Source organism: Chryseobacterium sp. CFS2 (genome assembly GCF_036543225.1).
Taxonomy (GTDB): Bacteria; Bacteroidota; Bacteroidia; order Flavobacteriales; family Weeksellaceae; genus Chryseobacterium; species Chryseobacterium culicis_A.
Genome location: NZ_JAZHQU010000005.1, coordinates 219,844 through 245,474, shown reverse-complemented (window position 1 = coordinate 245,474; position 25,631 = coordinate 219,844). Strand labels below are relative to the sequence as shown.

General features: G+C 36.7%; 22 protein-coding genes and 3 tRNA genes. 5 read left to right on the top strand and 20 right to left on the bottom strand.

Annotated elements, in window-relative coordinates; genetic code table 11:
• Positions 1-44: 44 nt before the first annotated feature.
• The 4 genes from ODR02_RS13905 to ODR02_RS13890 form a co-directional block, all read right to left on the bottom strand.
• Entirely contained in the window at positions 45-1,502 is a 1,458-nt protein-coding gene (locus tag ODR02_RS13905) for a TolC family protein (protein WP_209785859.1), read from the bottom strand.
• Complete coding sequence (locus tag ODR02_RS13900; protein WP_309513053.1) at positions 1,474-4,665, bottom strand: efflux RND transporter permease subunit; 3,192 nt, start codon at positions 4,663-4,665, stop codon at positions 1,474-1,476. Before ODR02_RS13900 ends, ODR02_RS13905 begins: the two co-directional genes overlap by 29 nt.
• A gap of 21 nt (positions 4,666-4,686) precedes the next feature.
• On the bottom strand, positions 4,687-5,769 hold the full coding sequence (locus tag ODR02_RS13895) for an efflux RND transporter periplasmic adaptor subunit (RefSeq protein ID WP_408915858.1): 1,083 nt from the start codon (positions 5,767-5,769) through the stop codon (positions 4,687-4,689).
• Between the two features lie 150 nt (positions 5,770-5,919).
• Positions 5,920-6,306, bottom strand: a complete 387-nt coding sequence (locus ODR02_RS13890) for a hypothetical protein (RefSeq protein ID WP_309513054.1) — start codon at positions 6,304-6,306, stop codon at positions 5,920-5,922.
• Positions 6,307-6,965: 659 nt separating this feature from the next.
• Between ODR02_RS13890 and ODR02_RS13885 the strand changes: the two genes are divergently transcribed.
• Both ODR02_RS13885 and ODR02_RS13880 read left to right on the top strand, forming a co-directional pair.
• Entirely contained in the window at positions 6,966-7,358 is a 393-nt protein-coding gene (locus tag ODR02_RS13885; RefSeq protein ID WP_309513055.1) for a multicopper oxidase domain-containing protein, read from the top strand.
• Positions 7,359-7,394: 36 nt separating this feature from the next.
• Complete coding sequence (locus ODR02_RS13880) at positions 7,395-7,829, top strand: META domain-containing protein (RefSeq protein ID WP_209785862.1); 435 nt, start codon at positions 7,395-7,397, stop codon at positions 7,827-7,829.
• Positions 7,830-7,892: 63 nt separating this feature from the next.
• On the opposite strand, the gene ODR02_RS13875 is transcribed toward ODR02_RS13880, so the two are convergent.
• From ODR02_RS13875 to ODR02_RS13835, 9 genes are all read right to left on the bottom strand, one after another.
• A complete protein-coding gene (locus tag ODR02_RS13875) occupies positions 7,893-8,156 on the bottom strand; it encodes a SemiSWEET transporter (protein ID WP_209785863.1) in 264 nt (87 codons plus the stop codon).
• A 36-nt stretch (positions 8,157-8,192) separates the two neighbouring features.
• Positions 8,193-9,227, bottom strand: coding sequence for an NAD(P)/FAD-dependent oxidoreductase (locus ODR02_RS13870; protein ID WP_309513056.1), 1,035 nt, complete (start codon positions 9,225-9,227; stop codon positions 8,193-8,195).
• Positions 9,228-9,281: 54 nt separating this feature from the next.
• Entirely contained in the window at positions 9,282-10,220 is a 939-nt protein-coding gene (gene porN, locus ODR02_RS13865; RefSeq protein WP_105684727.1) for a type IX secretion system ring protein PorN/GldN, read from the bottom strand.
• A gap of 20 nt (positions 10,221-10,240) precedes the next feature.
• Entirely contained in the window at positions 10,241-11,833 is a 1,593-nt protein-coding gene (gene porM / locus ODR02_RS13860; protein WP_209785866.1) for a type IX secretion system motor protein PorM/GldM, read from the bottom strand.
• Positions 11,834-11,885: 52 nt separating this feature from the next.
• On the bottom strand, positions 11,886-12,584 hold the full coding sequence (gene porL / locus ODR02_RS13855) for a type IX secretion system motor protein PorL/GldL (protein ID WP_105684725.1): 699 nt from the start codon (positions 12,582-12,584) through the stop codon (positions 11,886-11,888).
• Between the two features lie 60 nt (positions 12,585-12,644).
• A complete protein-coding gene (gene porK, locus ODR02_RS13850) occupies positions 12,645-14,066 on the bottom strand; it encodes a type IX secretion system lipoprotein PorK/GldK (RefSeq protein ID WP_105684724.1) in 1,422 nt (473 codons plus the stop codon).
• Between the two features lie 108 nt (positions 14,067-14,174).
• Positions 14,175-16,028 carry a glutamine--fructose-6-phosphate transaminase (isomerizing) gene (glmS, locus tag ODR02_RS13845; RefSeq protein WP_209785867.1) on the bottom strand — a complete coding sequence of 618 codons (1,854 nt, stop codon included), beginning with the start codon at positions 16,026-16,028 and terminating at the stop codon, positions 14,175-14,177.
• A 29-nt stretch (positions 16,029-16,057) separates the two neighbouring features.
• On the bottom strand, positions 16,058-17,704 hold the full coding sequence (locus tag ODR02_RS13840; RefSeq protein ID WP_209785868.1) for a DUF4270 family protein: 1,647 nt from the start codon (positions 17,702-17,704) through the stop codon (positions 16,058-16,060).
• 13 nt (positions 17,705-17,717) lie between these two features.
• On the bottom strand, positions 17,718-18,488 hold the full coding sequence (locus tag ODR02_RS13835; RefSeq protein ID WP_105684721.1) for a glycogen/starch synthase: 771 nt from the start codon (positions 18,486-18,488) through the stop codon (positions 17,718-17,720).
• A 171-nt stretch (positions 18,489-18,659) separates the two neighbouring features.
• Between ODR02_RS13835 and panC the strand changes: the two genes are divergently transcribed.
• Positions 18,660-19,508 carry a pantoate--beta-alanine ligase gene (panC, locus tag ODR02_RS13830; protein ID WP_105684720.1) on the top strand — a complete coding sequence of 283 codons (849 nt, stop codon included), beginning with the start codon at positions 18,660-18,662 and terminating at the stop codon, positions 19,506-19,508.
• 187 nt (positions 19,509-19,695) lie between these two features.
• Here panC and ODR02_RS13825 read toward each other — a convergent pair.
• The 3 genes from ODR02_RS13825 to ODR02_RS13815 form a co-directional block, all read right to left on the bottom strand.
• Positions 19,696-19,768: transfer RNA gene (locus ODR02_RS13825), tRNA-Lys, on the bottom strand.
• A gap of 55 nt (positions 19,769-19,823) precedes the next feature.
• A tRNA-Leu gene (locus tag ODR02_RS13820) sits at positions 19,824-19,906 on the bottom strand.
• A 35-nt stretch (positions 19,907-19,941) separates the two neighbouring features.
• Positions 19,942-20,014, bottom strand: a tRNA-Lys gene (locus ODR02_RS13815).
• Between the two features lie 115 nt (positions 20,015-20,129).
• Between ODR02_RS13815 and ODR02_RS13810 the strand changes: the two genes are divergently transcribed.
• A complete protein-coding gene (locus tag ODR02_RS13810; protein ID WP_105684228.1) occupies positions 20,130-20,645 on the top strand; it encodes a shikimate kinase in 516 nt (171 codons plus the stop codon).
• A 16-nt stretch (positions 20,646-20,661) separates the two neighbouring features.
• Here the strand turns inward: ODR02_RS13810 and ODR02_RS13805 are convergent, their stop codons facing one another.
• Entirely contained in the window at positions 20,662-21,108 is a 447-nt protein-coding gene (locus tag ODR02_RS13805) for an RNA-binding S4 domain-containing protein (protein ID WP_309513057.1), read from the bottom strand.
• Between the two features lie 55 nt (positions 21,109-21,163).
• Between ODR02_RS13805 and ODR02_RS13800 the strand changes: the two genes are divergently transcribed.
• Complete coding sequence (locus ODR02_RS13800) at positions 21,164-21,943, top strand: hypothetical protein (protein WP_309513058.1); 780 nt, start codon at positions 21,164-21,166, stop codon at positions 21,941-21,943.
• Between the two features lie 62 nt (positions 21,944-22,005).
• On the opposite strand, the gene ODR02_RS13795 is transcribed toward ODR02_RS13800, so the two are convergent.
• The 3 genes from ODR02_RS13795 to ODR02_RS13785 form a co-directional block, all read right to left on the bottom strand.
• Positions 22,006-23,523 carry an FMN-binding glutamate synthase family protein gene (locus ODR02_RS13795; protein WP_105684231.1) on the bottom strand — a complete coding sequence of 506 codons (1,518 nt, stop codon included), beginning with the start codon at positions 23,521-23,523 and terminating at the stop codon, positions 22,006-22,008.
• Positions 23,524-23,577: 54 nt separating this feature from the next.
• Positions 23,578-24,924 carry a tRNA (N(6)-L-threonylcarbamoyladenosine(37)-C(2))-methylthiotransferase MtaB gene (gene mtaB / locus ODR02_RS13790; RefSeq protein ID WP_105684232.1) on the bottom strand — a complete coding sequence of 449 codons (1,347 nt, stop codon included), beginning with the start codon at positions 24,922-24,924 and terminating at the stop codon, positions 23,578-23,580.
• A gap of 66 nt (positions 24,925-24,990) precedes the next feature.
• A complete protein-coding gene (locus ODR02_RS13785; RefSeq protein ID WP_309513059.1) occupies positions 24,991-25,581 on the bottom strand; it encodes a DUF1572 family protein in 591 nt (196 codons plus the stop codon).
• Between the last annotated feature and the right edge of the window lie 50 nt (positions 25,582-25,631).

The window sequence follows — 25,631 nt, the reverse complement described above, 5'->3', positions numbered from 1 at the left end:
CCCTCCAAAAAACATTAACTGTTTATTGATAGAATTATGATGTTTTATTTCCAGCCTCCACCTAAACTTTTATAGATATCGACTACGGTGCTGAGCTGTTTCTGTTTTGCTTCGATGAGCTCCATTTTAGCATCCAGAGCATCTCTCTGGTTTAAAAGAACTTCAAGATAATCCGCTCTTGAATTACGGAACAATTGATTGGCAATATCAATAGACTGATCCAGCGCTTTGGTTTCCTGCGATTTCAGTTGATAATACTGATCTATATTTTTAACTTTTGACATCAGGTTCGCAACATCCAGATAGGCATTCAAAATGGTTTTATCATATTCGTATAGTGCCTGAACCTGTTTTGCATCTGCGGTCTGGAAGTTTGCTTTTATCGCACTTTTATTAATCAGCGGCCCTGCCAGTTCACCGGCCAGATTATAAGCAATGGATTCCGGCAATTTAACAAGGTAAGAAGGTTTGAACGCCTCAAGACCTAATGTTGCAGAAATTTCAAGGGAAGGATAAAATTCTTTTCTTGCCGCTTCTACATCCAGCTTTGAAGCCTTTAATTCCAATTCTGCACGCTTGATATCAGGTCGGTTAGCCAATAACTGAGACGGAATTCCCGTATATACAGTCGGTGGAATGGTAGACATAAAGTTTTCCTTAGTTCTCACAATCGGCTGTGGATATCTTCCCAATAAAGCATTAATTTCATTTTCCTTTTCAGTGATCTGCTGGCGGATTGTATATTCTGCAGCTTTGGATTTCGCCAATTCTGCTTCAAACTTTTTCACGGCAAGTTCCGTTGCAGCAGCAGCTTCTTTCTGAATTTTGGAAATCTCCAGTGCTCTTTGCTGAAGCTTTATATATTGTTGTATAATGTCTAATTGATTATCAAGAGCCAACAATTCATAATAATTGTCTGCAACTTCTTCAATAAGATTAGATAAAACAAAGTTCTTCCCTTCCACTGTAGAAAGATAATGTGCCACTGCAGATTCCTTTTCTGTTCTGAGTTTTTTCCAGATATCAATCTCCCAGCTTGCGTTTAATCCTGCTTCAAAGTTTCCAAGCGGATCCGGCATTTCTTTTCCAGGTTCTATTTCAGTAGTAGCATCCCCTGCTCCTTCACTGGTATAACGTCCGGCTTTTTTCAGCCCAGCTCCTATTCCGGCAGAAACAGTTGGAGTAAGTCTTCCTTTTTTAGCTAAGACCCCACTTTTCGCGATTTCAATCTCCTGAAGCGTGATCAGCAGTTCCTGATTATTTTTTAAAGCTGTTTCAATCAGGGTTACCAGATTGGGATCTGTAAAGAACTGTCTCCAGGGAGTTGTTCCGCTGTTGTTATTGGCATCCTGCTGCTCTTCCTGATTAAAGTTCTGAGGAATATTTTCTTTTACCTCATCTTTTATGACAGTCGCCATTGGCGCCTTACAGCTTGCGAGTACAAGCGATAAGGCAATGGCTGTAAATATATTTTTAGTCTTCGAATTTTCCATCATGTTCATAAGGTTCAGTTTGTTCTGTTAAAGGATTTTCTTCTTCATATCTCGCCAGTCTCGACTTATCTGCAATTGTTCCGAAGATATAATACAGTCCCGGGATAATCATTAATCCGAAAATGGTTCCGATTAACATCCCTCCTGCGGCTGCAGTACCAATAGTTCTGTTACCGACAGCTCCCGGCCCTGTTGCGATGACCAATGGGATCAATCCGGCAACAAATGCAAATGATGTCATCAGGATCGGACGGAAACGGATGGCAGCTCCTTCAATAGCAGCTTTTGCCACAGGAATTCCTTCTTCAGCCTTTTTCTGCACGGCAAATTCAACAATTAACACGGCGTTTTTACCTAAAAGTCCAATAAGCATGACCATGGCCACCTGAGCATAGATATTATTTTCCAGCCCTAAAAGTTTTAAACATAAAAAGGCTCCGAAAATACCTACCGGAAGGGATAAAATTACCGGCAGCGGAAGGATAAAGCTTTCATACTGTGCAGAAAGGATCAGATAAACAAATCCTAAACATACCAGGAAGATAAATACGGCTTCATTTCCACGGCTTACTTCATCTTTTGAAATCCCCGCCCAGTCGATACCAAAACCTCTTGGAAGTGTTTTGTCTGCTACTTCCTGAATGGCCTTAATCGCCTGTCCACTACTATATCCCGGCGCAGGAGTTCCACTCACCTCTGCTGAGTTATACATATTGTGTCTTGTGATCTCTGATAATCCGTATACTTTTTCCAATCTCATGAAATCCGAGTAAGGAACCATCTGATCTTTATCGTTTTTAACATAGAGTTTCAACAGATCTGTTGGCAAAGCACGGTATTGAGGACCGGCCTGAACAATTACTTTATAAGGTCTGTCGAAACGGATGAAACTCGTCTCATAGTTGGATCCGATCAATGTAGATAAGTTATCCATTGCTTTTTCAATGGTTACCCCTTTTTGCTCTGCAAGATCGTTGTCTATTTTAAGCATGTACTGTGGGAAACTCGCAGAATAGAATGTAAATGCAGATCCAAGTTCCGGACGTTTTTTAAGCTCCTTCACAAAATCATTACTTACCTGCTCCATTTTATGATAATCTCCACTTCCTGCTTTATCCAGCAAACGAAGTTCAAAACCTCCTGCAGCTCCATATCCGGGAACGGAAGGCGGCTGGAAGAATTCAATATTGGCTCCGGGAATATTTTTGGCTTTTTCTTCGAGTTTTTCAATGATTTCAGCAGCAGATTCCTTACGTTCTTCCCAGCTTTTAAGGTTGATCAGACAGGTTCCGGAGTTGGATCCCGTACCTTCAGTCAAGATCTCATATCCTGCAAGGGAGGAAACGGACTGCACGCCATCAATATCTTCAGATTCTCTTAAAAGCTCTTTGGCAATCTGATTGGTTCTTTCCAAAGTAGATCCCGGAGGTGTCTGAATAATTGCGTAAATCATTCCCTGATCTTCCGCAGGAATAAATCCTGAAGGCAAAGAGTTACTCAGGAAGAATGTACAGGCACAAAATGCTAATAACAATGGTAATGTTATTGTCTTTTTTGTCACTGTTTTATTCAGCATCTTCTCATATTTCCCTGCTCCTTTTGTAAACAGGTTATTGAATTTATCAAGGAAGATAGTAATCGGAGTTTTCTTTTTAGCTTTTCCGTGATTATTTTTCAAGATCAGCGCACATAATGCCGGTGTCAAAGTAAGGGCAACAATTCCCGATAGGATAATGGATGAAGCCATTGTAATGGAGAACTGGCGGTAAAATACCCCAACCGGACCAGACATAAATGCAATCGGAATAAATACGGATGCCATTACCAATGTAATTGCGATAATTGCTCCACTGATCTCATGCATTGCTTCTTCTGTGGCTTTCAAAGGGGAAAGATGCTTCTCTTCCATCTTGGCGTGAACGGCTTCAATCACTACAATCGCGTCATCTACTACTACCCCGATTGCCATTACCAAAGCAAAGAGGGAAATCATATTCAGGGTAATTCCAAATGCGGACATGACGGCAAATGTTCCTACCAATGAAACCGGAACTGCCAGTGCAGGAATCAATGTAGAACGCCAGTCACCCAAGAACAGGAATACCACAATTGCTACCAGAATAAAGGCTTCTAACAAGGTATGGATTACTTTTTCCATGGATGCATCCAGGAATCTTGAAACGTCATAGCTGATATCGTAGTGCATTCCTTTCGGGAAGTTATTTTTCTCCAGATCCTTCATTAATGCTTTCACGTTTTTGATAACGTCACTTGCATTGGAACCATAGGATTGTTTTACGGTGATCGCCGCAGAAGGTTTTCCGTTCAATGTGGAATAAATATCATACATGGAACTTCCAAATTCTATATCGGCAACGTCTTTCAGCCTTACAGATTCTCCATTCGGTTTTGCCTTTAGAATAATGTTTCCGTAATCTTTTTCATTATTAAAACGTCCAGGATATTTTAATACATATTCGAAGGACTGAGAGCGCTTTCCGGAACTTTCTCCCGTTTTCCCAGGGGAAGCTTCCAAACTCTGCTCATTCAGAGATTCCATTACTTCATCAGCTGAAATATTATAAGCGGTTAATCTATCCGGTTTAAGCCAGATACGCATGGCATATTCACGGGTTCCCAGGATATCCGCAAAACCAACACCACTTACCCTTCTCAACTCAGACATCACATTGATATCTGCATAGTTGAAGAGGAATTTCTGGTCAGCTTTAGGATCATCACTGTACAGGTTAATATACATCAACATGTTAGGCTCTTCACGAGTGATCTTCACCCCTTCACGTACTACAAGAGGAGGTAACTTATTTACTACTGAAGATACACGGTTCTGAACGTTAACTGCGGCTACATTGGGATCTGTCCCCAGGTCAAATACAATCTGGATGGAAGCTTCCCCGTCATTCCCTGCATCTGAGGTCATATATTTCATTCCGGGAACACCATTTAATCCTCTTTCCAAGGGGATCACTACGGATTTAATCAACAATTCGTTGTTCGCTCCGGGATATTCTGCGGTGATATTTACTTTAGGGGGAGAAATGGATGGGAACTGGGTCACCGGAAGTTTCACCAATGACAATATTCCCATAAATACAATAATCAATGAGATTACTATAGACAGAACTGGTCTGCGAATGAATTTTTTAAACATACTGCTTCACTTTAGAGACCATTACTCTGCTTTTAATTTCAATGATTGAAGAACTTTCTTAGGATCCTGGAATTTTGTTTTCACCTTTTGGTCATCCTTCACTTTCTGAACTCCTTCCAGAAGAATCTGATCTCCTTTTGAAATTCCTGAACCTACTACATAAAGATCCTGAAGTTCATAAGCTACTTTGATATTTCTGGATTTTGCTACTCCGTTTTTATCAATAACAAATACATATTTCTGATCCTGTATTTCATAAGTGGCTTTCTGCGGAATAATCAAAGCATTATGAACAGGCATTGACATCTGTACTTTACCCGTTTCTCCGTTTCTCAGAAGTTTATCAGGATTTGGGAATTTTGCACGGAAGGCAATATTTCCTGTTTCATTATCAAATTCTCCTTCAATCGTCTGGATTTCTCCTTTCTGGGTATACGTTTCTCCATTTGCCGTAATCAGAGCGACCTGATTGCTGCCTCTGTCAGCCGCATGGGTCTGATAGCTCAAATATTCAGGTTCTGAAACATTGAAATAAGTGTAAATACTTGTATTGTCTGATAATGAAGTCAACAGATCTCCTTCATCTACAAGACTTCCCAGTTTTAAAGGAATTCTGTTAATAACACCAGAGAATGGTGCTTTAATATCTGTAAATGAAAGGTGGATCTGAGCCAGTTTCATTTCTGCATTGGCGGCATCCAGCTTGGCTTTTGCCATTGCTTTTTCGTTCTTGGAAACAATATTATTTCCTGCCAATGTACTTGCATTTTTCAGCTCGATAGAGGCCTGTTCTACCTCTGCTTTTGCTTTTAATAATTCTGCCTGATACAGTTTAGGCATAATTCGGAACAAGGTCTGTCCTGCCTGTACGTATTGTCCTTCGTCCACAAAGATTTTTTCCAGGAAACCTTTTTCCTGAGCTCTCACTTCAATGTTTTTTACGGATTGAATCTGGGCTACGTATTCTTTGTTGATTACAGTATCCATTACTACAGGGGATGTCACCGGATATACGGTAACTTCTTCTTTTTCTTCTTTTTTCTTATTGCAGCCAACAGCCAACAGAAGGGCACTCAGCGCAATTCCCGAAGCAACTCTTTTTATCATAATTCTAGAGTTTATATAAATCGTTAATGTTTTAAATAGAAATAAACGGTAATAAAAGGGGTACGATGTGCTGATTACCAACATATACACAACGTAAAGTATTTCCACCCGGAAAATCAGGCAGAAAAAGAACAGATCGATAAAATTTTAAATTCTAATGGAGCGGATCAGAATAAACCTTTTTGTGGCTAATCCAAGAACAAAGCCATGAATATCCTGTCTAAAGCGTTTGTAGCTTTTTAATCCAAAAATATAGACAAGGCTGAAAACTCCGGCAAAGACAGCAATAGCCTGCCATACATCAGACAGCTGAAAGTCATTTTCGGCAAGTTCTAAAGTGGAATTGTCTACATTATCGGCCATCTGCTGAACGGAGAGTTTTTCAAAAGTCTGGTTCAGGCGGTTGGCTCTTTTCGGCATATGATGAGAAACATGACCGTTGTAGTCGTTTCTTAGCGTTTTAACGTCAAGTCTGCTTTCTACTACAAAGAGCAGAAAAAGACCGGTTAAAAAGTATACTATAAAGTTTCTCATTTTGAAGTGGCAAATGTACACCCAGATTATGATATTATCATAGTAGATTAACAAAATTTAACTATCCTTTAAAATACCTGAATAAAAAAGTTTGAAAAATAGTAAACTTTTATCCTATTCAAGCACAATACAAGCAATTTTGATATTCTATCTGAGCAGTTTTAAATTTTCAAAAATCAAGCCATATTTTTCAATTTAAGGAAATTTTAATGATACTATTGTTGCTTTTTTGAACATCATGAAGTGCACAATTGTTCTGTTTTGAAGATTTTATTTGAAAAACTGAAAGTTAAAATAGTCCAACCTAAACTTTATCATGAATTAGAATTATTAACATTAACTTATTGTTACTCTCTTCTTTTTGAATTATTTTTGCCGAAAATTCAAACAACAAATGAGAAATGAGAAAAACACAGAGTATACTTCTGAAAATACGTTCGTTAAAAAACCTGAATTAACAACGACTCCCATCAATTTTCTACCATAATTATTACTTTCTGTTTCGTGAATAATGTTTCAAAAAACAGTGAGTTAAATTGGCTAAAATCTTAACTTTCTGTTAGTTTATGAAAAATTAACATATATTTATTAAAAATATTCGTAAATTTATAAGGCATTAACATCGTAGTTCATGAAACACTTTAAAATCACTTATCACTATGAAAAAATTATTATTACCAGTCCTTTTTGGATTGACCATTATTTCCCTAACAGCGTGTAAACATCCCGGAAAAGAAACTGAAACCATCACTGCTGTTGTTCCCGAAAATACAGATGATATCTCAAAAGAGGTGTATGTGGACAGCTATGGAGAAAAGATAGAAGTAACCATCAACAACACCAAAAATACGGCAACAATCCATTTAAACGGCAAAACTTTTGACCTTAAAAAAAGTGATGCTTTACCTGAATATACGGCCTCCAATGAAGAGTATCAATACTCTGATATTAAAGGCAATATCACTTTCCTGAAAAAGAATGTAGATATGGTTCTGTTCCACCTTAAACAGGCAAAAAAAGAGTCTGGTCCTGCAAAAATGGCATCGTATTAGCATGGGATTAGCATTCATCTTAAAAAAATAAACATTATGAAAAGCTTATATTATTATTTATCGGCACTTGTTATCGCAACGTTTTTAGTGGTTTCTTGTAAAACACAGAATGCACAAAAGCCAACGAGTGATATTACAGGAAAAACCTGGAAACTTACGGAGCTTAACGGGAAGCCGATTGAACTGAAAAACCCTAAAAACAATCCTTATTTCAAACTTGAAATGGATGGAATGAGATACCAGGGACATGCCGGATGTAATGGTTTAGGAGGAACATTTGAGATCAAACCTGAAATGATGAGAATTAAGTTCAATCAGGGAATGTCTACCATGATGGCTTGTGAAGATCTTGATATTGAAAATCAGTTTACCAAAGCAATCCTTGCCGCAGATAATTATTCTGTAAATGGAAATACTCTTACTTTAAATAAAGCAAGAATGGCTCCTTTAGCAAAATTTGTTCTTCAGTAATTGATATCACTTACATAAAAATAAAAAGACGCTTTATTCGTATGGCGTCTTTTTTTATGTGCTTTATCTACTTTTTTTATTGTAGATTATATAGCATACCAGAAGGCTTATATTCACAATCACAGCAAAAGCATTTGATAAGATAATAGGCAGTTCGTCTTTTTCAAAACCATACCATACCCACAATGACAGCCCTGAAATGAGGACTAAAAGCATGAGCAGAGAAATATCTTCTACATTCTTTTCCCGGATTACTTTTACAAGCTGTGGAATCATGGAAACAGAAGTAAGAACTCCGGCAACGATGCCTAATATATTTTCATTCATAAATTTTGCAGCTTTTAATATCTATACTAAGATACATTATTGAAACCTGTTCAGGGATACTTCTTCATGCAATGGAATATCTTCTTCAATAAAACGGAACAAATCCCTGGAAAAATAGCATCCGTTAAGGATTCCACGGGCCCCAAGTCCATTAAAAACATACAGATTACGGAATGTTTCATGTCTTCCGATGATGGGTCTTCTGTCTTTTACTGTTGGGCGGAATCCAAAATGCACTTCTTCCACTTCAAAATCATAAGGATAAAATTCGGAAAGACCTTTCACCAGTTGTTCCACTGCGGATTCATCAATGTGATGATGCATCTGTTCCCTGTCATAAGTTCCTCCATAAAAATACAGACCATTTCCGGTTGGAAATAAAAAATGTTTCTTCTTAATCGTTATGTTTTCAGAAAGAGGTTGAGAAAGTTTCACTTTGATATGGTGTCCCTTATTGGGAATCACCGCTATTTCTGAGAAGTAGGGATTATCTTTCACTCCCATTCCTTCACAAAAGATAATATTTTTGAAACTCAAATCTTTATAAGTGGATTCTGAAGGATGCAATTGGGTATAATCAAATTTTTCTTTTACCCAGTGATCATTTTTCTCAAAATAACTGAATAAACCACTGAAAAATCCATTAACATTGAGTCTGGCAGACTGATTCACCTTTCCGGTAAGAAAATCATTTTTTACCACATTTAAACGATCAAATTTTTTGTCAAGAAAATGCGATAATTCTTCAATTCCTGATTTTTTCAGCCATAAATTCTGTTCATTTTCATCATGAAAGATTCTATGAATAGGAGCATCAATCAGATAGTTTTCTCCAGTATATGATTCTATTTGTTTCAAATTATCTTTAAGAAAATCTATTTGTTCCTGTGCTTTCCAGAATGTGGTAAACTTTTTTAGGACCACAGGATTGATAATCCCGGCCGACACCTGTGAAGCACTTTTTCTTCCTTCAGAAAAGATCACAAAGGACTTGTTATTCTTAATTAGCTGATGAGCCAGGAAAAGCCCTGCATATCCATCTCCTACGATAATATAATCTACATTTCTCATAATAAAAAAACCTGAGTAAAAATACTCAGGTTTTCTATAAATATCAAGTGAAATTTAGTAATTCCACATATCATTTTCCATGTCAAGAATCTGTGCCTTGATTCTATCGCTTTCTTCCAACTGCTCATCAGCATTTTTAGGGATATAGTCCTTGATAGTACCGTCTCCTAAACCGTTTGAAGATTTATAAATGATAGAAGAGAATCTTCTTGCATTGATAACATCATCGAAAGATAGATCAGCAGAAGAATTCTTTCTGTTGAAGACAAAATTATTTGCTAAAATATCTCTTGCACTTGGATAATAGATCCAGAACAGGTCAATAAGCTCATCATTACTTGCGATAGGCTTACCATCTGGACCGATAACTCCCTGTACTGCAGGATCTGGTCCCATTGCAGCAATACCAAGAGGTCTGTATTTCATCTGTCCGTCTCTTTTATCAATAAACCACATACCCATGATCTTAAGAACTTTTACCTTGTCAGTAGTTGTCTTAAAAACGTCAGTATATTGTTTCTTTTCAGCCTCAGTTAATTGTCTACCTGAGTTTAAGATATCAATAGCAGCATCATTGATGATTACTTTTTCTAATCTTTTCTGAATTCCTTCCGGAGAAAGTTTTACTGTAAAGTTTTCATCATCATATACCTGCTCAATCTTTCCGCTTAAGGCAGCGTCCAATAATAACTGGTATAAAGATCTTGTAGGAGTAGCAAGAAGACCATCCGGATTGTCATAGTAGAAAGGCTGGTTGATCTTATCATTCATATCAATGATCTCCCATACAAACATACTCTTCAGGATATCTTTATCTTCTACAAAACCATATTCAAGAGGCTTTACTGTTTTATCTACAATAGTATCACCAACTTTTTGTTTGTTTTCTGCTCTCATCTGTCTGAACTCTTCCGGAGAAGATGCGTTCAGAATAGTCTGGGAAAAAGCAAATCCCGAAACTAATACTAAAAGGGTGCTAATATATTTTTTCATAATAAATTACAATTTTAGTCCTATGGAATGTTAATGATTATAGGAGTAATGTTTTTAATAACCTGACCATCTAAACCTTGAGCAGTAACTTTAATATCAAAGACAGAAACCACGTCTCCGGATCTAAGATTTTTCACTAATCCAGCGGCATCATTTAATGAATTTCCGTGAACCAGTAACGCTGCTCTACCTGGTACTCTCACCATAAACTGAGTTACAGTAAATGAAACCGGGAAGTCAAAGTCAGGAATTGCTGCCTGTACCGTTTGGTTCTGGATAGAAGTTGCAGGCATAGATACTATACTCTGTCCTCTGATCTGACCTTGTGGTGGTGGAACATTCTTAATTCTATATTCAAATACCTGAGATACAGATTTTCCATAAGGATCTATTCCTGATAATGTCAACTTAACTGTATTCCCTGAAGTTGGTTTTACGATCCATTTTCCTGGGCCTGTATTTCTTACAGATGCACCTGGAGCAGATAATGAAAGTTTAGAATTGTCAGCACCTAAGATTGATCCTGAAACAGGGTTCTCAAGTCCTCTATACATTACATTCATCTTATCTGCAGAAAGTAATAATCCTTTTTCAAGTTTTACTTCTCTTGGTCCTGCGATTACATTATAAGTATGCGTCCATGGGAAAGATTGTGGCTTACCTGAAGCATCTGTTAATGTAATGGTACCTCCTAATTTATGCTCTCCAATTCCAGAACCTGAAATTGCGATTGTTCCTTTACCATTTTCCACTTTACCTACACCAGAGATGCTGATCTTATTACTGTTAGAATAAGTACCCAACATTACTTTTACTTCTGCCTGTTTTCCTGCCTGGATATCTACCGGACCTGAAACAATAGGTTCGTAGCTTGAGAATTTAATACTCGCATCTACTTTTTCCTGAAGTAATAGTGCCAATGCATCAGACTGAACGTTTCTGGCATCATTTTGGATAATTTCCAGATTAGATATTGCAGCGATTAATGGCTGGTGATAAAATTTATTCTGGAACCAAGTCTTTTCATTTGGAGATGTTCCTTTAGGGTACTCCGCAATAAGAGACTTATTTGCTCTGGCAACTAGATCTTTTAACTGCTCATTATTTCCAAAAGTAGCGTTAATGTAATTTCTTACATCATCAATTTTAGCTTTCAGATCTAATGCATTCTTCGAAGGAGTATTTTCATCACCTTCTTTAAAGAAATATTCAGTAGTTGCTTCATTATTGTTCAATGCAGCAAAATTTTCGCTTACATCAATTTCTTTTCCTGTTTGAGGATCTTTATCATGAAACTCAGATTGTTTTTTTAACAAATCTTTGATATCCTGAGAGGATTTTACCAACAGATCAATTTTGGATTTCAATACTTTGTACTGTCCCCAAGGCTGTGCGTAAGTATCCGGAACTTGTTGAGCCTTAGCTTCCAATGTTCTTTCAAAGATCTTCTCGTTTTTTCTTTCTGTTAAAGTTCTGGTTTCATTTAATGCTTTAGTAGAATCATAATATGATCTGATAATTTCTGCATCAATATTTAGGGCCATCATCGCGATGAACACCAAATACATCAGGTTGATCATCTTCTGACGAGGGGTCTGTTTTCCTTGTGCCATTCTCTTTTCTTTGTTTTTTGATTAAGTAGTTAAATTTAGAAATGGTTAGGAATTAAGACTTCATAGCAGTTAGCATACCACCATAAACTCTATTTAAGTTATTAAGATTAGATGTTAAACCTTGTAGCTCTTGATTGAATTTTTCAGATTGCTCTGCGGACTTCTGCATATCTGCTACATACTTGTTAGCAAATTCAGATTGTCTTTTACCGCTTTCAAGTTGCATTACATAAAGAGCATTCATGCTTTCCATGTGCTGAGCAGCCTTATTTAATTGGTCGTTATATTTATGTGTAGAAGCAGATACGTCAACCGTTTGATTGATCTGATCAACAGAGTTTGAAAATTTATCAATTCCTGTTCTTAGTCTTTCAAATAATTGAACATCTAGCCTAGCATCTTCAAGCATTTTATCCAATTTGGTTGAAAGAGAGTTTTCTAATTCTGCAAATTGAGCTGCTGCGTTATTATTTCTAGAAGATACATTAGAGTGTAGTGGATTTGGATTAGCATGTTTATCTAATAACTCAGGATAAACATTTTCCCAAGCATAAGACTCTTCTGATTTCGGAGGGTCAAATGCAAAAATGATAAAGATAATCGCCTCAGTAATAAGTCCTACGGTAAGAGCGATGTTACCGTTAATAGGTCCCAAGGTAATGTGAGTAATTTTAAGCCAAGCTCCAAGAATTACAATTGCAGCACCGAATGAATAAAAGAAATTCATCCAAGCATCTTTAGTCTTAAACATATTGAGTTAGTTTTTTTAATGTTAAATAAAATTGTTATTGAAAAATAATTATCTGATTAGTTATCTGTTAACTCTTCTTGGCTTAACTGCTGCTTCAGGAATGTCCTGTACAGTTCTGAATCCGATATAGCTTCTTGCGGAATCTTTTCTTTCCCAATCTCTAGCACCTGTCATTAGTGCATATCCTATATCTTTCCAAGATCCACCTCTTACAGACTTCTTAGTATCCTTTTTATCTTTAGTAGAAGGATTTAATGTAGAAGAGAATCCGTATGAAGAATTGTTGTACGCAGATAATGTCCACTCAGAAACGTTTCCAGCCATATCAAATAACCCAAACCCATTTTTCTTAAATTTCTTAACTGGAGCTGTATATGTATAAGTACCTTTTTTCTCGTCTTCCATGTAGTTACCTCTTTTAGGCTTAAAGTTAGCCAGGTAACAACCTCTGTCGTCCATTAAATATGGACCACCCCAAGGGTAAGTAGCATTTTGCATACCACCTCTTGCAGCATATTCCCATTCAGTTTCTGTTGGAAGACGGAACTCTAATGGTCTTTGTTTTTTTCTTTTTAAACTTTCGTTGTAATCAGTTTTCAATTTAGATCTAAAGTTACAATAAGCCCTTGCCTGATCCCAGGTTACCCCAACAACAGGATAGTCTTTATAAGCCTTGTGCCAGAAATACTGTTCAAACAATGGCTCATTGTAAGCAAAGTGGAAATCTTTTACCCAAACTGTAGTATCAGGATAGATCGCGATACTTTCGCTTTTCAGGTAATTAGCTCCTCTTTCGTTATCTGCAACAGCAGCGTCCATATCTCCCCAACGGTATGTATATTTCAGCTTACTTACATCTAAAATTCTTTCGTTTCCGATTCTTGAAGAAGAAGGTAGATACATAGATTCTAAAACCTCTGCGTATTCTACATCCGGATATTTTGATGTGCTCCAGTGTAAAGGAATTTTCCAATCTAATCTTTTGCTGGCATCATAGCTTCCGTCTTCTCGGCCACCCTGGCCTTCCATATATTCTTGATAAGGTGTTAAATTTTCTTCTTTTTTAGCAAGATATGCATAATCACCTATTGCTGCTCCTTTACGTCCGCCTTCATCACCACCTTCTCCGGCAGCTTCAGCTAGTAAAGTTCTCGCAATAGAGTCTCTTACATAATTGATAAATACTCTGTACTCCGAGTTGGTAGTTTCTGCTTCATCCATGAAGAAAGAAGAAACAGTAACAGTCTTCAATGATGCTTTTTCAGGAGTATTTGTTGGATCCTGGTCTGCTAAACCAGCAACAAATGAACCTGCAGGAATTGCGACCATTCCGTATGGTCTTTCCGCAACAAATGATTTAGTTTTTTCTCTTGGTATCAATTCTCCTTTTGTTCCTGGCTTCCCTACAGAAGAGCTGCCACCACCTGAACAAGATACCGATGCTACCGACGCAGACAATAATAAAAGAAATATCCTTTTCATGTTAATTTTTATAATTAAGCCGTAAATATATAATTTTTTTAAGAAACTTTTAAGATTTTTTTTGAAATAACGGAATAAATCTAAATTTATTTTATTTACAACATCTTTTTATTCCACGGTAACAGATTTTGCAAGGTTTCTCGGTTGATCTACGTTGGCTCCTCTATATACTGCAATGTAATAAGCAAGCAGTTGCAGAGGTACGGAAGCAACGATTGGAGAGAAACATTCTGAAGTTTCAGGGATTTCAATAACATAATCAGCCATTTCACTCACCTGACGGTCTCCTTTATTAACTACAGCGATAATTTTTCCTTTTCTCGCTTTAATTTCCTGAACGTTACTTACAATTTTATCATAGTGTCCTTTTTTAGGTGCTATGATTACAATTGGCATGTTTTCATCGATCAGGGCAATTGGACCGTGCTTCATTTCTGCAGCCGGGTATCCTTCTGCATGGATATAAGAAATTTCTTTTAATTTTAAGGCTCCTTCTAAGGCAGCAGGATAATTGTATCCTCTTCCTAAATAAAGGAAATTAGTAGCTTTCACAAAATCTTTTGCAATATTCTGAGTAAGCTCATGAGTGGTATTTAACACTTCTTCAATTTTCTTAGGAAGAGCATCAAGCTCAGAGATTAAGCTCATAAATTCAGCGTTTCCTAAGTTTCCGTTGTGTTTTCCTAGTTTAAATGCAATTAAAGTAAGAATTGTAAGCTGCGCTGTAAATGCTTTTGTAGAAGCAACCCCAATTTCAGGACCGGCATGTGTATATGAACCTGCATCGGTAATTCTTGCGATTGAAGAATCCACAACATTACATATACCATATATAAATGCACCTTTTTCTTTTGCTAATTTTAAAGCAGCCATTGTATCAGCTGTTTCTCCAGACTGAGAAATTGCAATCACCACATCTTTATCTGTAATGATAGGGTTTCTGTATCTGAACTCTGATGCATACTCTACTTCAACAGGAATTCTTGCATATTCTTCTATCAGATATTCTCCGATAAGACCTGCATGCCAGGAAGTACCACAAGCAATAATAATAATTCTGTTGGCATTTTTGAATCTCTCAACATGGTCCCAGATTCCGGCCATTTTAATCACACCCTCATCTACAAGAAGTCTTCCTCTCATTGTATCGTGTACCGATTTAGGCTGTTCAAAGATTTCTTTAAGCATGAAATGCTCATATCCACCTTTTTCAATCTGTTCAAGGCTTAATTTAAGCTCCTGAATTTCCGGCTCAATTTTAGAGTTATCATTGATGGTTCTGATATCTACTCCATTTTCAAGAGAGATTGTTGCCATATGTCCTTCTTCAAGATAAATGGCTTCTTTTGTAAATTCTACGAAAGGAGAGGCATCAGAAGCAATAAAGTATTCTTTATCTCCGATTCCGATTGCCAGAGGAGAACCTAATCTTCCTACCACCAATACTCCAGGATAATCTTCATGAAGTACAGTGATTGCATAGGCTCCGTATACTTCATTCAATGCATATCTTACCGCAGTTGGGAAATCAGTTTCAGGATTAAGATCCATAAAATACTGGATAAGGTTTACCAGTACTTCTGTATCGGTTTCTGATTTGAAAGTAAATCCTTTTTCAGTAAGCATCGTTTTAATGGTATCATAATTTTCAATGATACCGTTATGTACGATTGCGATTTTGCCGTTATTTGACAAGTGCGGGTGGGAATTTCTGTCACTAGGAACTCCGTGGGTTGCCCAACGGGTATGTCCCATTCCAATTTTAGACTTTCCTTTTAGTTCTTTCGAAATATTCACCAAATCCTCAACCTTACCTTTTGTTTTTTCTACTTCCAGCTTGTTATCTGAACCTTCTAAAACAATTCCGGCACTGTCATACCCTCTATATTCCAATCTTCTAAGACCATTAATTACGATTTCATAAGCGTCTTGAAAACCTGTATATCCTACTATTCCGCACATATTTTATTTTGTCTAGTGTTGTTTAATGTTTATTTTTTCGTCCCGTAAGTCACCATTAGCTGGATTCTTTTTGGATTCGTATTTGTTTTATCTATACCTGTCAGGATAATTCTGTTCATATCGATTGCTCTTGTCGTATTACGAACTCCTAAAAGGCTTCCTGTAGCAGTTGCGGCAAATGTTCCGGCACTGATCACCAACGGTTTATTCGTTACCGGCTGCTCAACTCCACTTACAGTTTCTTTTTTACCTTCAACAAGATCCTTGATGGTTTTTGTTACTACAAAATCATAGTACCCAGGATTTTCTTTATAATAATATAGGCCAAGTCCTGAAGTCAGATCTGATGTAAAGCCTAGCTTTGAGTAATCAATAGTACCATTACTGTTTAATGTATTGGTCAAAATTGAAAACTTACGATCTTCTGTTGAATTTTTATTTTTCCAGCTTAAAGGATCCAGATATATTCTAACTTTAGCACTTACAATACCTGCTTTTTCTTTATTGTAAACATCTTTAAGTTGTGCAATTGTTTCATCCTTAATTTTCACGACAACAGAAGGACCTCCCATTCCCTGAACAAAAAGTCTCTCATCACCTTCATTAGGATTACTTGCAGCCAATGCATTAGCTACAGATGATCCTGATCTGCTGTATTCATACAATCCGATATGAGCATTAGAACCTCCTAAGTTGAAATTAAGTGTTGTTTGTGGTCTTGTAGTTGCTCCATTCTCTGTTTTATCATATTTATAATACATGACAAGCTGTAAATCATCAGGAGAGAACTGGTAAAGGTATTTATCTGTTTCATCCACAGAAATCTTTATTCCTTTGAAATATCTGATAAAGTTTGAAGCATCCTGAAGCTCTGGTTTTCCTTTTTTATCAAGGATATGAGTCTGGAAAAAGTTTGTATTGCTCAGTTTTATTCTGAATCCTAAGTTTCCAGTAAATACAACTGAGTTATCAGATTTTTTAGTAATAGATAAAGAACTGATGTTACCGTTAAATACTCCTGAACCTAACAGTTCACCAGTACTTATATTCTTATTGGAACGTTTGAAAGTATCGTCATTCGAGTCTAAAAATGTAGTAACTTCATGTACATTGATTTTCATTGATTTTGAAGCCCCTCCTATTTTACCGTATTTACGAACAGGATACGTTTTTCTCTCAATTGAAACAGCCGTAGCAACTCCGTCTACAGGGAAATCACTTTTCTCAAATGTATTTGTTTTTAATGAATCGCTTTCAAAGAAGTAAGTATTCGTAGTTGTATTGGCTGGTGGTCTTACCACAAGGACTACAGAATCCACTTTCGGATTTGCCCCATTGAAGTCGAAATTATCTACCGGCATTCTTAGCTGGGTAACATACGATGCTCTCTGCATTCCAAATTCACCTTCAGTAAAGGCTCCCAGTACACCTACATAAGAAGCAGCACCAGATTCGCTCACCCCACTGATCAGTCTGGCAGCATCACTTCTGATGGAATCATTATTGTTGTAATTGTATGCGATAACGGGATATGAAATTTCATTACCTTGCGCAGCATCATTATTGAACAACTGCTCACCAAGAGAATCCGGATCAGGTTCACAGTTATAAAGGAATGTACTTCCAAAAATCGCCAATAGAAGCATGGCGAAGGTCTTTTTAAGATTATGAGTCATTAAAAATGTGTTTTTAATAAAGTTGATTTATAGAATCTATGTCCAGATATTCCGATTTTTGGGTTGCAGTTTCGTTGAAAGCCTTATCCAGGTCTTCATCCAGAAACTCGTCTCCTTTCACAACGGCATCTACATAGTTCATACTCTCGATAACAAAACTTTTAATAGTTGGGTTATCTAACGCTTTTAAGCCTGAAATATTATCAAACTGTAGTTTTTCGTCAATCTTTTTATCCAGGTCAGCATCTTTCTCATTGTAAAGAGAAAGTACAATTTTCGCGTCTTTGAAATAAGTATCTGATTCGTAATACGTTTTAAGATAAATTGGAACGAAAGAAGCCATCCATCCATTTAAATGGATAACATCCGGTACCCAGTTTAGTTTCTTAATTGTTTCAATAACTCCTCTGGCAAAGAAAATCGCTCTTTCGTCATTGTCTTCGAAAGGGTTTCCTTCATCGTCGAAATAATATTGTTTTCTTTTGAAGTATTCTTCATTGTCAATAAAGTAAACCTGAAGTCTTTCCCCCGGAAGAGACGCTACTTTAATGATTAGAGGCTGGTCCAGGTCATTGATAATAATATTCATCCCTGAAAGACGGATTACCTCATGAAGCTGAAACTTTCTCTCACTTATTTGTCCAAATCTTGGCATAAAAACTCTTACATCATTGCCTTCTTGGTGCATCTTAAGTGCCATTTTGTTTACCACTGCAGCCATATTTGTATCTTCCTGATATGGATACATCTCTGTAGTAATGTACAGTATTTTTTGATTCGGCATAAACTTTCTATCTAATTTTTGTAAAAATGCTTTAATGTGCAAAATTACAAAAAAACATCCAACATTATTTTAATTAACATTTTTTTACGAAAATTACCTTTTCCAAATTATTAAAAGTACATATTATTATGCGATATTTTTAGTATTTTTGAAATAGTATTAAAACAAACTATGGAAGTTCTAAAAAACAGAAAAGTCCTTCAGGATTTCATTGAAAGACAGAAAGAAATGGGAAAAAGAATTGGCTTTGCTCCTACTATGGGCGCCTTGCACAATGGTCATCTTTCTCTGTATGAAGAGGCAAGAAAAGAGAATGATCTTGTCATTTCTTCAATTTTTGTAAATCCAACCCAATTCAACAATCCTGAGGATCTTGAAAAATACCCAAGAGATATCAACAGAGATATACTTATTCTTCAGAATTCAGGTCTTGTAGATGCTGTTTATATTCCTGAGGTAGCCGATATTTACCCTGAGAAAGCTGAAAGCCAGCAATATGATTTTGATGGATTGGAAAATGAGATGGAAGGAAAATCAAGACCGGGACATTTCGACGGAGTAGGAACTGTTGTAGAGGAACTTTTCAGACAGATACAGCCTGACAATGCTTATTTTGGGGAAAAAGATTTCCAGCAGCTCGCTATCATAAAAAAAATGGTAGAGAAAAAGCATCTTCCCGTTAAAATAACCGGAGTTTCTATTTACAGGGCAGAAAACGGACTGGCATTAAGTTCAAGAAACCAAAGACTTCATGAAGACCGAAAAGAAGCCTCTAAAGTAATTTATGAGACTTTAAAAAAGGTAAACGACTGGTTCAGAACCGTTACTATTCCGGAAATCAAGGAAAGAGTAGCTGATATTTTCGATGACCAGCCGGGAATGAAACTTGAATATTTCCTTATTGCTGATGAAAATACATTACAGGAAACCGATTTTTTCTATAAAGACAGAAGTTTCAGAGCGTTTATCGTAGTCGTTGTAGACGGAGTAAGATTAATTGACAATATGCATTTGGATTGATTTTTCCAAATTAAAATATAATATCCCTGACTGTTATGGTTGGGGATTTTTTTTGAATGCATAATAAAAAAGAAAGGAAGTTCAGTATCAGACTTCATACAAAAATCAAAGGCCTCCTGAAGGAAGCCTTTGAAACACCAAATCACAAAATATTAATATGAAAAAAATTTACTTTTCAGTAAACTTGTGACCCGGCTGGGATTCGAACCCAGGACCCATACATTAAAAGTGTATTGCTCTACCAGCTGAGCTACCGAGTCGGCCACAATTAAAATGAAATAAATTTCAATATTAATTATAAAATTTTCTTTGCAGTGCCTGCGACTGGACTCGAACCAGCACATCCTTAGGAAACCACCCCCTCAAGATGGCGTGTCTACCAATTTCACCACGCAGGCAATAAAATCACAAAATTCGTAATATTTATTGCTAGTGACCCGGCTGGGATTCGAACCCAGGACCCATACATTAAAAGTGTATTGCTCTACCAGCTGAGCTACCGAGTCGGCCACTTATGCAACAAGTTTTCATTTAAGTAATGTCCCTTGTTTTAAGTGGTGCAAAGATATAACTTTTTTCTTTATCTCAAAACTTTTTCGCAAATTTGTTTTAAAAAAATTCATGGTAATTTCATTGATCGGATACATGGGAAGTGGCAAATCTCACATTTCCAAAATATTAAGCGAAAAAATCAATTTTAAATTAATTGACCTCGATAAAGAGATTTCAAGAAGAAACAAATTAACCATCCCGGAAATTTTTGAAAAAAAGGGAGAGATTTACTTTAGAAAACTGGAAAGAGAAGCCCTGGAAGAGATATTGGCTTCGGAAGAAAATGTAGTTTTAAGCCTTGGCGGAGGCACTCCTGTGTATTATAATAACATGGAGATCATTAATCACAATTCTAAAAGTTTTTTCTTAAGAACATCGGTAGGAACATTGGTAGAAAGACTTTCAAAACAGAAAGAAAAAAGGCCATTGATTGCCAATATCTCGGATGAAGACCTTCCGGAATTCATTGCCAAACATTTATTTGAAAGAAATCAATTTTACAGCAAAGCACAGTATACTGTAGGAACAGATTCCAGAGAACCGGAGGACATTGTTAACGAAATAGTAGAAAAGCTCTATCTCTAGAGCTTTTTTATTTTATTTATTGATCTTCATCACCGGCTTCGCCACCTGTCTCACCAAAGAAATCATCCCAATCTGTAAAGTCAGAATCGATATCGTTACCTACCCCTACGTAATCGTCCATTTCTCTTCTGTCTTTTTTGGTTGGTCTTCCCTCGCCTTTATTTCTGTAATAATCTTGTGACATTTTACGAAGTTTCAACAGTTCGTACTGTTCTTTATCTGTCACATCTTTAATATGAAGAGGCACCAGCTTGGCTCCTATTCTGCTTTTAGGGATCTGAATTACTTTTATTTTATAATCAATTTGATTCTTACGGATTTTAATAGTATCTCCTTCTTTTACCTCTTTAGATGACTTTACGGCAGACGTTCCTATAGAAACTCTATTCTTTTTAATCTCCTCTGCTGCAATACTTCTCGTCTTATAAAAACGAATGCTCCATAAAAATTTATCTATTCTCATATTTTTTTATACTTTTGCCGTTATATTATTTGTAAAGTAATTAAAGTTTTTTGAAATGAAAAAAATATTTTTATATATCCTTGCAGGATCTTTGTGTTTTTCTGCTTGTAAGAAAGATGATGATGTGTCAACCTATGTAGAGCCGGAAGACATTAATACACAAAACACCTATGATGATCAGGCCATTAAGAAATTCATGGATGATAATTATCTGGATGCACAGGGTAATATAAAAGCCTTCAGTTCTACAGATACAGCAGATGATAACGAAAAAAAATTATCTGAACTGGCACCTGTAACACTTCCTTCGGGAGCTATCTATATCGTTAGAAACGGTGCTCAGCCTCCTGTTAATCCTGATCCTGTTTATGATCAGACTGTCAAAACTGATGATATTATTAAGTTCATGGTAAGAGCTTACTCTTATCTGGCAGTTAATTCTGACGGAAACACTTCATTTACATCAAAAGCTACCTTTTTAAATACGATTGACGGAAGTGGTATTCCTGCTATTGACCCTATGTTTTATTATGTAAAGAAATCAATACTGGATGCTGCTACAACTGATGCAGCAAAAAAAGCAAAGTATTATCAAATCCCTGGTTTCAGAGAAGCTTTACAAAAATTCAAAGCATTTAATAATCTTTCCAGTGAAACACCTTATAACTTACAGGGTGTAATTATTGTTCCTTCCAGAGCTGCTTTTGCAAGAAATCCTCATTATCCGTACTTAAATGCTTCTTACAGAAACAAATCTTTTGTATTCAACTTTCAGATTTATGGACGTGATAACAGACCAGACGATCAAAAACAAACTTCTGAACAACAGCAATAAAAGTAATCACATCATAAAAAAACACCGTCTCAATGACGGTGTTTTTATTTTATCGTATGTTATTATGATCTTGCCTTCTGCTTTACATTTCCTAAAATATCAGGGAAGTAAAGGTCCGCAAGGTGATCAAACTCATCTCCTCTCATAAACATGGTGGCATCTACTTCTTCATAAGAACTTCTTCCTGCAGCCGCAATCAATTCATTGCAGGTATGAAGGGTATTTTTATGAAAGTGATATACTCTTTCTGCTTTATCCGTCACCTCAAGTCCTTTGATAAGCATTTTATCCTGTGTAGCCACTCCTGTAGGGCAGTTATTTGTATTACATCTCAACGCCTGAATACATCCTAAAGAAAACATAAATCCTCTGGCATTGTTACACATATCAGCACCCATCGAAATTGCTCTCAGAATATCAAGACTGGTAAGAACTTTACCGCTGGCAATCACTCTTAATTTATCTCTTAAGTTATAATTATTAAGTGTTCTGTTGACAAATATCAAAGCTGGCTCTAACGGCATTCCTACTCCATCTGAAAATTCCGGTGGCGCAGCTCCAGTTCCTCCTTCTGCCCCATCTATGGTAATAAAGTCCGGATAAATCTTCAGAACATTCATCTGAACACAGATATCTTCAAATTCTCTGGTATCTCCGATACACAGCTTAAAACCAACAGGTTTCCCGCCTGAAAGATCTCTTAATTGCTGTACGAACCTCAACAGTCCTGCTGCATCAGAAAATGAAGTATGTGAGGGTGGTGAAATAACAGTCATACCTGGTGTTACGTGACGGATTGCTGCAATTTCAGGTGTATTTTTCACTCCCGGAAGTACTCCTCCATGTCCTGGTTTTGCTCCCTGTGATAATTTGATTTCTATCATTTTCACATTAGGAAGGGTTGAATATTTTGTGAATAATTCAGGATTGAATTTCCCTTCATCATCACGACATCCGAAATATCCTGTTCCGATTTGCCAGCATAAATCTCCGCCTTCCATATGATAAGGTGAAATTCCCCCTTCTCCGGTATTATGATAGAAATTTCCTTTTTTTGCTCCTCTGTTCAGGGATATCTGTGCTCTGTCACTTAATGCTCCGAAACTCATTGCTGAGATATTGAATAAAGAAGCGTGGTAAGGCTGGGTACACTGTTCTCCTCCAACCCATACTCTTGGGAGCTCTTCTGATGGTGATTTTGCATAAATAGAATGCTTGATCCCTTCGTATTTTCTGTGATTTACTTCCAGCTGTGTACCAAAAGCCACAGTATCACTTAAATTTTTTGCACGTCTGTATACTGCAGAACGCTGGTTTCTTGGAAACGGTTTCCCGTCTGTTTCCCTTTCAATAAAGTATTGCTGCATTTCGGGTGAAATACTCTCGAAAAAATACCTGAAGTATCCCAATACAGGAAAGTTCCTCAAAATAGCATGTTTCGATTGGTAAGCATTGTAAACACCCAATGCATAAATTGCGGATAACAGCGTAGGTATCCAATAATGCGCTCTGATCAGCAGTGCTATAATCCATGTAGCAGCTACTAATACAATTCCCCAAGATAAAAACTTATCTCTCATGAATGTAGTATTTAAAAGTTTAAAAATAAATTTAGTAGAATTTTTGCAAAGAGCCTATGCTTTTGCTAAAAAACTTTGGTAAGAAGACTGCACAGAAACCGTGCCATCTGACAGGATTTTTTCTAAATTTAGAAATTCAATTTGGTTTACGGATGCAGGATCAAAATCTTTCTGGACTCTCACATAGTTTTCTGTGAAGCCAAACATTTTCCCGTCTTTATTTTCGTGCTCCCAAAGAACAGGAAGCGTTTTACCAAGTTGTGTCTGATAAAATGCCATTTTCTTCTTTTCAGAAAGAATTCTCAGCATTTTATTACGTTTTTTTCTTTCTGCTACAGGAACTACTCCATCCATAGCAACTGCTTCCGTATTTTCTCTTTCAGAATAAGTAAATACGTGCAGGTAAGTAATAGGAAGATCATTCAGGAAATTATAGGTTTCTATGAATCTCTCTTCTGTTTCTCCAGGAAATCCTACAATAACATCCACACCAATAGCCGCATCAGGCATAACCTCGCGGATTTTATTGACTCTGTCATTGTACAGTTTGGTCAGGTAACGACGTTTCATCTTTTTCAAAAGATCATCGCTTCCGGATTGTAACGGGATATGAAAATGCGGAACAAAACTTTTACTTTTAGAAACCAGCTCTATACTTTCATCTTTTAAAAGATTGGGTTCAATAGAGGATATACGGATTCTTTCTATTCCATCTACTTTATCCAGTTCTGAAATAAGATCAAGGAAAGTATGTTCATGTCTTTTGTTTCCAAATTCTCCTTTACCATAATCACCGATATTCACCCCTGTAAGAACAATTTCTTTGATATCTCTTGCCGCAATTTCTGTAGCATTTTTGAGAACGTTTTCGATAGTATCTGAACGCGAAATTCCTCTGGCCAACGGAATCGTACAATAGGTACATTTATAGTCGCAGCCATCCTGTACTTTCAGGAAAGCTCTGGTTCTGTCTCCAATAGAATAGCTTCCGATAAAGAAATCGGTTTCTTCAATTTCACATGAATGTACTACCCCTTCGCTTTCAGATTTCTCCAAATCATCAAGGTAGCTCAGAATATTGAATTTTTCTTTTGCTCCTAAAACCAGGTCAACACCTTCAATCTGTGAAATTTCTTCAGGCTTTAGCTGTGCATAGCATCCCACAATAACTACCAGTCCTTCCGGATTGGCTTTCATTGCTCTTTTCACATGAAGTTTACATTCACGGTCAGCATTTTCAGTCACAGAACATGTATTGATAACATATACGTTTGCTTTTTCATCAAAACTTACCTTATCATAACCTGCATCTGTTAATTGACGGGCAATAGTAGATGTTTCTGCAAAGTTTAATTTGCAGCCAAGTGTATGAAACGCGGCAGTTCTGTGAAAAGTAGACATTTGTTACTCCTGAATTTTATGGGTGCAAAGATAGTAATTTTAATAAGAATCCAAGATTGATTCAATCTATTGTTTATATTCATCCCTTACTTCAGGGCTGTTTTGAAAACAGACGGGGGAAGAATTGGCTTCCGTATCATGATTTGAAAATTGGGTTTTCATTTCTGTATTAAACTCTTGAGACCGATTCCGGGCAATAGACAGTGTGCTCCAGTCTTCATTTTTTATCATTTTAGCAATATAAACAATCTGCCCGATATGGTAAGGATAATGAGCCAATTGACGAAGGACAGCATCAATCACCGGATGTGCTTCTCCTCTGATATAGGTTATTGCATAAAGATTATCCTCATTTATTTTCTCAAGAGCATCAAAAAAGCATTTCCAGCCCTGTTCCCAAAAATCCAGAACCTGTTCTTTAGTAGTAAAGGTATTGACAAATTCTCCATCGCGGTTACGCCAGGATTTCTCTCCATCTTCAGTCAGGAAATTTGTCCATCTTGACAGCATATTTCCGGCAAGATGTTTCACGATGATGGCAATAGAATTACTTTCTTCATTGTACTGCCAGAACATCTGCTCATCTGTCAACTGAACGAATGTCTTATCACCAAGAGATTTATAGTATTCAAAACGTTTTACAAAGAGGTCTTTCATTTTTTCTATTTTGCTATCTAATTTAATAACTTTCAAAAATAAAAACCACT